The organism is Psychrobacter sp. AOP31-B2-9 (genome assembly GCF_052378005.1).
GTDB lineage: Bacteria > Pseudomonadota > Gammaproteobacteria > Pseudomonadales > Moraxellaceae > Psychrobacter.
On record NZ_JBQSXG010000018.1, the window covers coordinates 24518 to 37273 of the forward strand.

Consider the following 12756-nt stretch of genomic DNA (forward strand, 5'->3'; position numbering starts at 1 on the left):
TGATTACAATATGTCTCATTTTTAGTGCTATTTCTAAAATAATGACAGACTCTAAATGTATGTTAAGTATGAACGAGCTAGTACGTGAGGTTATGTTTCACATGAAACTGTGCATAACTTTGTTTCACATGAAACTCATAAACTAAGCCTTTGTTGTTTTTTTAAAATAATTACTTTAAAATCAATGGTATATACTTTATTTGATCGAATTTTTTAAATACAGTTGGTTTTTAGATTTCTGTGGATAACTCTACAAAAACAAGGGTTTTAAAGGTAAGTTGGATTGATTTACTGTTACTTATCCACAACTTATCCCATAATAAGTTTGAAATAAATTCACATTTCACTAAAAACTTAGTTCAGACAAACATGATCAATAAATTAATAAGTCGAAATACGTTGTCGATAACGGCAATATAATAATGAGATGAGGCATATATGTTTACCGGGATTATAGAAAGTGTTGGAAAGGTTAAATCCATGCAGTCTACGGGTGGTGATATACGTTTGACGATAGAGTCCGATGATTTGGATTTTAGCGATGTAAAACTAGGCGACTCAATTGCTTCAAATGGTATTTGTTTGACCGTTGTGGATTTTGGTAGTAATCACTACTCTGTCGATGTCTCACGTGAAACAATCGCTCGCACAGCGCTTGAGGATCTTAAAGCAGGTTATATCGTCAATTTAGAGAAAGCCATGCTACCCACCACTCGTTTTGGTGGTCATATCGTTGCAGGTCATGTAGACGGTGTAGGGATTGTTAGTAAGCTGCAACAAGATGCACGTTCTATCTACATCGAAATTGAAATACCCCAAGAACTGGCACATTATACAGCGACTAAAGGTTCTATCACGGTTGATGGTATTAGCCTGACGACCAATCTTGTACGTGATAACATCGTTTGTCTCAATATCATTCCTCATACCGCACAAGTGACTAACATTGCCAAACACTGGTTGGTTGGTAATAAAGTCAATATAGAGGTGGATATCGTTGCTCGCTACTTAGAGCGTCTATTAGGTAAGTCGCAAACAGAAGGGCTGAATGCCCCCAATCCACAAAGTCAGATTACAGAAGCGTTTTTAGCAGATAATGGCTTTATGAAGTAATAGTCGAGAGCACAAAGTGATGGGTATTAAAACAGCTATGTTCGTAATGAATGTAGCTGTTTTGGTATGAGACATTGGCGTTACGAGCTTGCTAGGTTTTTATGAAGCGCTGTAACACCTTTGCTAATTCTTTTTTATTGATAGGTTTGGATAAAAAGTCATCCATTCCTACTTGAGTACAAGCTTCACGGTCCTCTTCGGTATTGTTTGCAGTTAATGCCACGATAGGGATGTTATCACCTTGCAAGCGAATAGCTTGAGTTGCTTGTAAACCATCCATAACTGGCATGCGGCAATCCATTAAAATAAGCGAGATCTCTTGACGTTGAGTCTTTAGCTGTTCAAGAGCTTGCTGACCATCTTCTGCGACTACACTACGATAACCAAGCTTGCTCAATATTTTGCAGGTTATTTTTTGGTTGGTTGGACTATCTTCTGCGACTAGAATCAGTGGAGACAAGACTTCTTTTTTGGGTATATCTTCTTCCACAAAAGATGGACTGCTATCATATTGATGTTTGACCAGTATGTTTAGTTTTTTCCTTGCAGACAAGGTTAAGCGGAGCAGCTCAGAAACTAGTAAGCTTGCGTCCAAGGGTTTGGTCAAAAATCCATCATATTGGTCTAGTATGGTAGAGGAAATATGTCTTTCAGGTTTCATGCTAAGCAATATCTTTGGTAGTGAAGACATAGTGCCTAGTTTGTTTAACACTTCTTGTTGTTCACTATGCTTGTTGCTCGCATGAGCTGATAAGTTGATGGATTGGTTGTATTCATAATCCAATAACAAGACAGGAATGACGGTCTGCTCATCTTGCGTTAATTTGTTTTTTAGCTGCTGTATAGTGGCTCTATCTAAAATACTGTAAGTAGTCACGGATATCGTTAAGTATTCGCACAAACGTTGTAAATGCTTAGCAACTAAAGGTTGGTTGACAATAGCGATAAGGTGAATATGAGACAGCTGCGAACAAGGATGATATACCGGTTCATAAGTGGAATGACGCTCAGGAAGATAGAGACTAAATACCGTCTCTTCATCCGCTGTAATATTTAGTTCGATAAAACCGCCGAGTAACTGAGCGAAGCTATTGGCATCATTCAGGCTAATTTCACTGTCTTTAACCAAGTTATGATTGGTTTGATCACTGTCTTGATTCAAAATAGTGACTAATTGATTTTTTCTCTCAGGAGTAATAGCTACTCCAGTGTCTTTTACATTAAACCGAATCCAATAAGATGTTTGCGCAGGCATTATAGTATCGTTGTTAGGCGTCAAGTACTGGTTACTTATTGGCGTGACCTTGTCTTTAGATACGCGATCAACAGTGAGAGCGACATAGCCTGATGTTGTAAAATTAATAGCATTCTTCAACAGATTTAATGAGATATGGCGTAGCCGAATGTCATCAGTTTCAATGTAACGAGGACAGTCTGGCGCAAAGAAATAGATCAACTCTAGCCCTTGTTGTCTTACTTCTTTTGTGACTAAGCTGCTAACTTCTTTGCTTACTTTATAAATATCAACCGTTTCGATGCTTAGACGTGTTTTTCTGACATCAATTTCCTCTGTCGCTAGCGTGTCATTGAGTATAGTCAGCATCTTTTGACTGGTTGTAATCAATGTGTTTAGAGTTTTCTTGCCTTGCGCCGTCAATGTTGAAGGGTCGATTGGTTCCAACGAATCAACTATCTTCTCTAGTGGTATCCGTAACTTACGACCTATAAATGCTTGGGCTTCGCTTGATTCATCAATTTGTAATTGTAGCTGTTGGTTTTTCTGCTGTAGTTGTTCTATTTGATTGGTATATTCATTAATATTGCTAAAAAGTGCGGTAAAGCCATGAACTTGTCCATGTTCGCCAAACCATGGTGTGATATGCAGTTGGTAAGACTGCTGGTTTTCTAACCCATAAACAATTAAGGTGCGAGTGACACGTAGGTTTGATAATTTCTGTAGTAGTAACTGAGTGGGCTTATCTTTAGCAGCCACAAAGTCGGTTAGTTGGCAGCTATCATCATAGTCTTGAGAAGGACAGGTAAACACTTGCTCAAAACGTTGATTAAAAAAACTTATCTGACCATGACGCATAATCATTAGCATTGGTAACGGTGCTTGATTTACCAAACGATCGAGCCGATGCGTCAGGGTCGTTATACGACGATAGTCCTTGTGTAGCTGATAATTAACACGGCTTAGCGCATGACCTAAACGCAAGAACTCAGGTGTGGATCTTTTATATAGAAATGGTGGTGGACTATAAGCATCCTTGGCTTGACTGTTGAGACTGTCGGTATAAAGTAATAGCTGTTCCCAATCGACGCGACGATTGAGCATGTAAAGTAATCCGATGATAAACAGCACGATAGCTGTCATCAATGGCAACCAATAACGGTAAGATAACCAGTTAATATCTAGTGATCTATGACGTAATATAATATATATCTGATGACCGCTTTTAAGCTTGATCGTGCCTGTTACATTGCGACTATTGAGTGTATAAGCACTGTGGCTACTGTTATTAGGCGGTGATGATGTAATAGTAGGAAAGGTAACAGTGGTAAAACCAGGCTCATTAGGGCGAGTATAGCGGTGGATGAAAGTCTGACCAGATGGCATCATACAAACAATCTGGTAGCTTACATTTTTAAACACTGGTTTTTCTAAAATATTTGAAATTTCAGTGTCTGTTATACCGACATGCTCCGTCATTTCATATTGTAATGAATAGAAGGTATCAATACTCCGTTGCTCATTATTTTGTTTTATCTCGTGAAAGAGCGCGAAATAATACATCACTAGCATCGTTAACAATGTCAGTGCATAAAATATAAGTAAGCGTCTTAAGGACTGAAACTGTTGCATGAAAGCGTGTTCCTATATCGACACGAGAAAACATAGTGGGTGAATCATAATTTGGGTACGGTAGTCGGTTTGCTAGAAGTATTCTGCTTTTTAGGCTCTACTGCTATTATAAAGATAAACGATGTCATTAGTAACGCCTGATTGCCATCGTTACAATCATGGCACAACACTAGAAACTCACCTATAATGAACGAATTAACCTTATATAATGCACGATTATGACTACAATTGCTCCTACATCAGATTTACCTACGCCCTCGATCACTCATGATTCTCTCGCTATCAATCGATTGAAGGTAGTATTTGCGGGAACGCCCGAATTTGCCGCTATTAGTCTGGAGTCACTAATCAGTCAGCAAGACGTGCTGAATATAGAGATTGTCGCGGTGTACACGCAGCCTGATCGCAAAGCAGGTCGTGGCCAAAAAGTATCTGCCTCTGCGGTGAAAGAAGTCGCACTAGCAAACGATATCCCTGTAGAACAACCAGTCACCTTTAAAAAATCAAGTGATGAGGGTCTGGCTGCTCGAGCAGTGCTGCAATCATATCAGCCTGATGTCATGATTGTTGCTGCTTATGGATTGATTTTACCTATCGGTGTATTAGAGACACCGACACATGGTTGCTTAAATATTCATGCCTCACTATTACCGCGTTGGCGCGGTGCGGCTCCTATCCACCGTGCCTTATTGGCAGGGGATGATGAGACGGGTATTACTATTATGCAGATGGATAAGGGCTTAGATACTGGCAATATGATTTACAAAACCAGCTCTCGTATTGAAGCTGATGATACTGCTGCCAGTCTACACGATAAAATGGCTGCGCTTGGTGCGAATGCAATCAGTACCGTGTTGCAAGATTTGCCACATTATCAAGCACAAGCTGTGGTTCAAGATGAGAATCAGGCGAATTATGCTGAAAAACTAATCAAAGCCGAGGGTGAGATTGACTGGACACAGCCTGCGGCCGCTATTGAACGCCAAATTCGCGGACTGACACCGTGGCCGGGTGCTTATACGTTTTTAGCAGGGCAGCGCGTTAAAGTATTGGCCAGCTTGCCAATCAATGCGTCGCAGCAAACCAATGAGCCTGCAGGTACTGTTATTAGTGTTGGGCGTAATGCTGTTTTGGTTGCTTGTGGCAAAGCGAATGACGCTGAATTATCAGCCACGACTCTAGCCATTACTCATTTACAGTTTGCAGGCGGTAAACCTCAGACGGCTGAGCAAGTTTGCCATGGTAATCAGCTCAATGATGGCGACAAATTTACGACAGAATCAAAATAACCAAATCTAACTTAATGCTAGTTTATCCTATCTCAACAAGACGCTATCCGATGATACGTCAAGGAAATAAAATTTAATGAGACACAACAGTACTGCGCCTAGAAACAATGCACCTAGAAATAACAAGCTCAAACCATCAAGCAATCTTATTATGAATGGTAGCGTACGTGTGCGTGTGATTCGTACCTTACTGGCTATTCAAAATGGTCAGTCGCTCTCAAGTGTCCTTGATCCATTACTAAATAGTCTGCATGACGGTGACAAAGGCTTTGCACATGCGCTGCTACTAACCACACTGCGCCAGTGGCATGCGCTGGCACGTTTGCTAGATACACTTGCAGACAATCCTATCGATGAAGTTGAGGTGCGCACCACCATTCAAGTGGGTTTGGTTCAGCTGCTTTATTTAGAAGTGGCTGACCATGCTGCGATTCATGAAACCGTTGAAGCTGCCAAAGAGATTGAGTTTGCTCATTCTACTGGTTTAGTCAATGCTATTTTGCGCAAAGTCGCTAAAAATCCAAGTAAATTTCGTAAGAAGTGTGATAAGAAGCATAGCCTACCGAATTGGCTCGCTTATCAGCTTAAGCAAGACTGGAGCGAGCAGTATGATGAGCTAACACAAGGCTTACGCCAACCAGCACCAATGTTTTTACGAGTAAACTCATCGGTGACTTCGGTAGAAGATTATCAGAATGCATTGTATGGTGCAGAAATTGATGCGGACATCGTTGAACTAACGACTGGTTTTAAATTATTGAACGCGTCAGAGTCTAGCGCGGCTACAACGCTATCAACCAAAGGTATTAGATTGCATCAAAGCACTGCTGTTAACGCTTTGCCTGAGTTCGCTTTAGGGACTGCTAGTGTACAAGACATGCATGCGCAATTAGCTGCACCCATTATTAATCAAGCATTGATGGCTAAGCTCAGTGCTGACGATACTGAGAGTGGCAGCGACAGTGTTGAGAAAGAGATACACATCTTAGATGCCTGCGCTGCACCTGGTGGTAAATTGGCTCACTGGTTAGAGATTACAAGCGCTAATGATGAATCATCATTGTTTCACGTGAAACAAGATGATGCTGAAACGTCGCCTACGACTGCTAATGCTAATGTCAAGGTAACGGCTATCGATAATGAAGCACCACGTATCGAGCGTATTCGTGAGAACTTACAGCGCCTAAATCTGAGTCAGCATGATTTGCAGCAAGCAGAGAACAGCATTGCATTGAACATTGTCTGTGCGGATGCAACCAGATGGCAGCATGGCAAGAACAAAAAAGCGGCGACAAATGAGCCGGTATTTGATGCGATATTGCTTGATTCTCCTTGTACCGCGACTGGCGTGATTCGTCGTCATCCTGATATCAGTATCCTGCGTACCGAAGAAGACATCGAACAGACGGCGCTACTGCAAGCTGATATCTTGCATAACTTATGGCCACAACTCAAAGCAGGTGGTTATCTGTTGTACGTGACTTGCTCTATCTTAAAACAAGAGAACGTTGAGCAAATGCAGGACTTTATCACTCATCATAATGATGCGGTAGCGATTGAGTTTACGGAGGATTGCAGCTGGGGTATCGAACAGGCGATTGGTCGTCAGTGCTTACCGATTGATAGCGAGAGTGGCGATGGTTTTTATTATGCGTTGTTGCATAAAACTGCCGAATAAACCGTTTTTAACTATTGAATAACATTATTGTAGACAGGACAATCTAATGAAATATATCAGTACCCGTGGTCAGACAGCGCCGATGGATTTTAGTGATGTGCTTTTGATGGGTCTTGCCCCAGATGGTGGTTTGATGCTACCTGAGCATTATCCAAACATCGATAGCGCAACGCTTGATGAGTGGCGTGCGCTTAGCTATCCAAAGCTTGCGATGGCGATTATGCAGCGTTTTGCAACAGATATCCCTACGGCCGATCTACAAGACCTCATTGAGCGTACTTATACTGCCGAGGTGTTTGGCTCTGATGAGATTGTTCCTGTTCGTAAACTTGAAGATAATTTATATATCCTAGGATTATCAAACGGTCCAACACTAGCATTTAAAGATGTTGCGATGCAGTTCTTAGGTAACGCCTTTGAATATGTGCTTAAGAAAAAAGACGCACGTATTACCATCATTGGTGCGACAAGTGGCGATACAGGTAGTGCAGCAGAGTATGCACTGCGTGGCAAAGAAAATATCGAAGTCTTTATGCTATCACCACACGGAAAAATGAGTGAATTCCAACGTGCGCAGATGTATAGCTTGACTGACGATAATATTCATAATATCGCTATCGATGGTATGTTTGATGACTGCCAAGATATCGTCAAAGCGTTACAACAGGACGCTGAGTTCAAAGCTGCCTACAATCTAGGTACAGTGAATTCTATTAATTGGGGTCGCATCCTAGCGCAGATCGTTTACTACTTTAAAGCTTATTTTGCGGTCACTACTAGCAACGATGAAAAAGTCAGCTTTAGCGTACCGTCAGGTAACTTCGGTAATATTTGTGCTGGTCACATTGCTCGTGAAATGGGGCTACCGATTGATCGATTAATCGTTGCTACTAATGAAAACGATGTGTTGAATGACTTCTTCAACCAAGGTGCTTATCAGCCGCGTCCGACTGAAAAGACTTATGTAACGTCAAGTCCATCAATGGATATCTCAAAAGCATCTAACTTTGAGCGTTTTGTTTATCTGCTATTAGAGAAAGATAGTACCCGCGTCCATGAGCTGTTTGAAGGGGTGAAATCTGGTCAAGGTTTCGATTTATCTGAGCTAATGGAAGCGGTTAATACTCGTTATGGATTCGCTGCTGGCAAGTCTACCCACAGTGATCGTTTGCAAACCATCAAAGCCCTTTATGAGCAATTTGGTGAGTTGGTCGACCCTCATACTGCTGATGGCATCAAAGTCGCCAAAGAGTTGCAGCAAGAGGGTGAAGTGATTGTCTGTGCGGAAACAGCATTACCTGTTAAGTTTGCAGATACGATTGTTGAAGCAGTAGGTCAGATTGATATCGCTCGCCCATCTCATACCGAAGGACTAGAGAGCTTGCCGCAGCATGTGGTGGTGCTAGATAATGACGCTGAATTGGTTGCTGAGCAAATTCGTCAGCATGTCACACCAAATCCAGCGTAAATCACCGTCAAATTATGAGCTTAGAGCATGCTGAGCGTTTGACCATAGCTATGCTTAGTTGTGAGTATTTAATACAGCTACCTTAAATAAAAAATCAGAGAAAGTATTTATATAAAGGTTACACTATTGTAATAAAGTGTTTATGATTGTGTTATGGTAGATATAATTGTAATATTAGAAACAGCGTCAGCGAGTCATCATTGTGCTAGACGCTTTTTTAGGAACAAAACCAGCCAATTATACTGAACAGCTGCCCTCTAAGCATCATAATAAATGCGCAGCTTGAGTAACGGATTGATTGAATTTTTATTGTCACTTATTTCATTAAGTATCAACAATAGAGATTCTAGATTGATAGACTCAAGCGTGATTATTATGATGGTAATAGCGGTACATATTGTGGATATAACAATGAAGATGAGCTTAAAAAAGATAGCAACAGCACTGATGCTTACGACTTTTAGCAGTGCCATGCTAATGACCACTGCCCACGCCAACAATCCACCACCCACTCTCAAAGCAGATGCGCCTAATCGCTATACTGTCACAAAAGGCGATACCTTATGGGACATCTCAGAACGCTATTTAGATAGTCCATGGCGTTGGAAAGAGATTTGGGCGACAAACAAGCAAATCAAAAACCCCAATCTTATCTATCCTAATGACATTCTTATCTTATGTGTGATTCAAGGTAAGACGCTCATTGGTGTGGATACGGGCGAGGGCTGTGCGGGGGTTGAAAAGCAACTTACTGGTAACGTAGCTGCTACTCCAGTAACAGTGACGTCAACTGCCAATAGCATTCCATCTATTCCTTGGACGGCTATTCGCCACTGGCTAGACAAAACAGTTATTGTCAATCCACAAGATTTTAATACGACTCCGTATATATTAGCCTCTAAAAAAGGTAACTTAATCACTGCGAGTGGTGATAAGGTCTATGCGAAAGGTGTGCCACTTATCACCGGTCAGCGCTACGGTATTTATCGTGAAGGTGAGCTGTATACTGATTCCACGACAAACGACGTCATCGGTCTAGAAGTTACACAAGTAGCAACAGGCTTGGTTACTTCTACCGAAACCAATGGCGTTAGTAGCTTACAACTGACCGATAATTATGGTAAAGAAGTACGTGAAGGTGACCGCGTCTTTGTTGAATTGAACAACTCTATTCCACCTGTGTTTTATCCGACGCCTGCTAATACCAGTCGTGGTGGCATGATTGTACGTGTGATGGACTCAATCAGTTCAGCAGCAAAAGGCAGTGTAGTTGCTATTAATCTGGGCAGCTTAGAAGGCGCTAAGCCTGGTGATGTATTGACTGTCTATCAAAAAGGCGCTTTGGTACGTGATATCAAAGATGAAGATACGCCTGTACGCTTACCAAATGAACAAACAGGTATGCTAATGGTCTTCAATACTTTTGATCATATCAGCTATGCGTATGTACTTAGTTCTGAATTGCCGCTTAATGTCGGCGATCAGTTACTACCGCCTCCTTATTTATAAGTGAGCAACAGGCTTATTACAAGATTTATTGATCTAAGTCTGCCTATAAGAGATAAAGGACTATGACCGCAGTCACTTCTTCTTTAACAGACGATCAGCGCGCAGTACTGGCGCTGTGGTACGAAGTGAATGCGTCATTATCTGCTTATCATAAGCTACTTACTTCCTTTGGAAATGCAGAACTTGCTTGGCAAGCCAAAGTAGAAGCATGGCGACAATTGGGTATTCACCATACTCATCTCAAACGTCATGAACAGCCAGAGCAAACACTCACTAATATCGATAATATTCAGCAAGCACTGATAGAGGGACGTTATGGTCTACTATTTGCTGATGAGTCTGACTATCCTGCCCAACTTTTACAAATCTATGACCCACCGCCGTTACTATTTTATCGTGGTAATCATGTGCGCCTGCATCAAGCACAAATCGCTATCGTTGGTAGCCGAAAACCCACCGCACATGCACAAAAAATTACGTTTGATATCGCTCAATATTTAGCGCAGGCAGGCTATATCATTACCAGTGGTCTAGCGATGGGTGTGGATAAACGCGCGCATTTAGGTGCGTTGGATCAAGCGAATGCTGACTATCAAGGTCGTACCGTTGGGGTGATGGGTACAGGGATTGATGTAAACTATCCCAACCATCGCGATAAGTTATTTACTCAAATTATCGATCAAGGTGGTTGTATCATTAGCGAGCTGTTACCAGACACGCAGCCGCACAAACATACGTTTCCGCGCCGAAATCGTCTGGTTGCAGGATTAAGCTTAGCAACGATTGTGACAGAAGCGACCATTCAAAGCGGCTCGCTCATTACTGCGCGTTTAACCTCTGAACAGGGTAAACAGGTCTTTGCCATTCCAAGTCATATCGATAATAATAATGCTGAAGGTTGTCATCACCTAATACGTGAGGGGGCGACGTTGATTTATCATCCTCAGCAGGTACTAGAAGATGTCAGTGGTCAGTTAGACTATGACAGTCGTTCTGACAAACAAACACAGCGATCGCAATCTAATAACACCCAATTGAGCAATAAATATTCTCCAAAAGTTGTGAATATAGAGGACGGCACCGTAACAGCTACCAACGATTCACAACCATCATCTTCTAATGTTAAGTTGCCTCGCAGCGCTGTTGTTGTTCCTGAACATCTAACCAGTATTTATGAGCAGCTTGATTGGCATGGACAAGATCTAGATGCACTTATCGTGGCTACCGATCTTGCACCACCGCAACTGATTGGCCAGTTGATGGAGCTTGAATTGTTGGGTATTGTCAGTGTGCAAGGCGGTCGATATTTACGTGTCTAATGCTATATTTTTTTAACTTGAAGCTTTTTTGCTTTCCAGATTTTAGGAAGTTCAGCACAGTAAAAAGGTGGTGGTTTTCAAGTTTTGTTATCTGAGTCAAACTTTCTCCTGTGTTATGATTAGCGCTCAACCTTCTACTCGTCCAAACCATTCAAGCTATGAATCATTCCATACCTTTTATCACTGACTCCACTGCACAAGCTGCTCATTGGCTCAAAGAAGGGCAGCTGCTCGCTTATCCAACCGAAAGTGTCTGGGGTATCGGCTGTGATGCTTATGATAAAGAAGCCGTTAAGCGAATTTTAGAGATTAAACAGCGTCCACAAGCCAAAGGTATGATTGTCATTACCGACAGCGTGGAGCGTCTGGCACCCTTGCTATCTTCTTTAACGGATGAACAGTGCGCTCCTATCCTAAAGAGTTGGCAGGCAGATAGTGGTCATAATAACGATGATGATTTGCAGTATAAGCAAGCACATACATGGCTGCTACCCATTCCGCAGACGCTAGCTACTACGATTCCTGCTTGGATAACGGGGCAGCATCAGACGGTTGCAGTGAGAGTCATTGCTCATCCTGTTATTCGTCAGCTATGCGAGCAATTGGTCAGTGACAATAACCCATTCGGATTACTGGTTTCGACCAGCTGCAACCCCTCAGGGCAGCCACCTGCTGTCACTTTCAATGATGCTTATGCATATTTTGGCGAGCACATCAGTTACTTACAAGCTGATACGTTGGGCTATACTTTGCCCAGTCAAATTCGTGATGCAATTACTGGCTTAATCATTCGTTAGAAAGTAGCAGTCATTTAAATATAATGAGTCAAGCGTCGTCATACAAACGATAGGCATTGTTTTTATATTTCACTATTGACAGAAATAAAAGAATGGCGCAAGATGAGTTAATAACAGAACAATCAATAAATAAGCCATATTGCATAAAAATAAGTGAATAACCATTATGAAACTAAACCCTGTGACCGAAAAATTTATCTTACATTGGGGTGAGATGGGCTCACAGTGGGGTGTCAATCGCACCATGTCACAGATTCATGCGTTATTATTCATTATTGGTAAACCGCTAAATGCTGAGGAAATTACAGAAACACTTGGTGTTGCTCGCTCTAACGTTTCAAACAGTATTAAAGAGCTACAGCATTGGGGCTTGGTACAAAAGATCTCCATATTGGGCGATCGTCGCGATCATTTCACGACCAATACTGATGTTTGGGAGCTAGCACGCATCATTGTGGTTGAACGACAAAAGCGTGAGCTTGAACCAACAGTGCAGTTCTTACAAGAATTGATGGACAGTCCTGAATTCGAACATGAGAACAGCGATGTAAAAGCACGCATCCGTGATACAAAAGAATTCGTTAGTACACTCACCACTTGGTCTGCTGAGATGCTCAAGCTACCCACCAGCATCCTCAAAAAAGTCCTTAAATTGGGCGCGAGTATCAAAAAAATTCTGCGCTAGTCGTGGGATATAGTATTTAAAATAAAAAATTT

9 protein-coding genes are annotated in these 12756 nt (G+C 41.7%); 8 read left to right on the top strand and 1 reads right to left on the bottom strand.

Annotated features, from left to right (window positions below):
* The first annotated feature begins 438 nt into the window (after nt 1-438).
* Nucleotides 439-1113, top strand: a complete 675-nt coding sequence (locus ACT3SX_RS03830) for a riboflavin synthase (protein ID WP_442061830.1) — start codon at nt 439-441, stop codon at nt 1111-1113.
* A gap of 91 nt (nt 1114-1204) precedes the next feature.
* Here the strand turns inward: ACT3SX_RS03830 and ACT3SX_RS03835 are convergent, their stop codons facing one another.
* Entirely contained in the window at nt 1205-3979 is a 2775-nt protein-coding gene (locus ACT3SX_RS03835) for a response regulator (RefSeq protein ID WP_442069530.1), read from the bottom strand.
* A 218-nt stretch (nt 3980-4197) separates the two neighbouring features.
* Between ACT3SX_RS03835 and fmt the strand changes: the two genes are divergently transcribed.
* The 7 genes from fmt (at nt 4198) to ACT3SX_RS03870 (ending at nt 12724) form a co-directional block, all read left to right on the top strand.
* A complete protein-coding gene (gene fmt, locus ACT3SX_RS03840; protein WP_442061826.1) occupies nt 4198-5268 on the top strand; it encodes a methionyl-tRNA formyltransferase in 1071 nt (356 codons plus the stop codon).
* 76 nt (nt 5269-5344) lie between these two features.
* Nucleotides 5345-6946, top strand: coding sequence for a transcription antitermination factor NusB (locus tag ACT3SX_RS03845; RefSeq protein WP_442061824.1), 1602 nt, complete (start codon nt 5345-5347; stop codon nt 6944-6946).
* Between the two features lie 46 nt (nt 6947-6992).
* On the top strand, nt 6993-8414 hold the full coding sequence (gene thrC / locus ACT3SX_RS03850; protein WP_442061821.1) for a threonine synthase: 1422 nt from the start codon (nt 6993-6995) through the stop codon (nt 8412-8414).
* Nucleotides 8415-8825: 411 nt separating this feature from the next.
* Nucleotides 8826-9923 (top strand): LysM peptidoglycan-binding domain-containing protein, encoded by a 1098-nt coding sequence (locus ACT3SX_RS03855; protein ID WP_442061819.1) that lies wholly within the window; start codon nt 8826-8828, stop codon nt 9921-9923.
* Between the two features lie 62 nt (nt 9924-9985).
* On the top strand, nt 9986-11242 hold the full coding sequence (gene dprA, locus ACT3SX_RS03860) for a DNA-processing protein DprA (RefSeq protein ID WP_442061816.1): 1257 nt from the start codon (nt 9986-9988) through the stop codon (nt 11240-11242).
* A gap of 158 nt (nt 11243-11400) precedes the next feature.
* Nucleotides 11401-12039, top strand: coding sequence for an L-threonylcarbamoyladenylate synthase (locus ACT3SX_RS03865; RefSeq protein WP_442061814.1), 639 nt, complete (start codon nt 11401-11403; stop codon nt 12037-12039).
* Between the two features lie 166 nt (nt 12040-12205).
* Entirely contained in the window at nt 12206-12724 is a 519-nt protein-coding gene (locus ACT3SX_RS03870; RefSeq protein WP_442061811.1) for a GbsR/MarR family transcriptional regulator, read from the top strand.
* Nucleotides 12725-12756 lie beyond the last annotated feature (32 nt).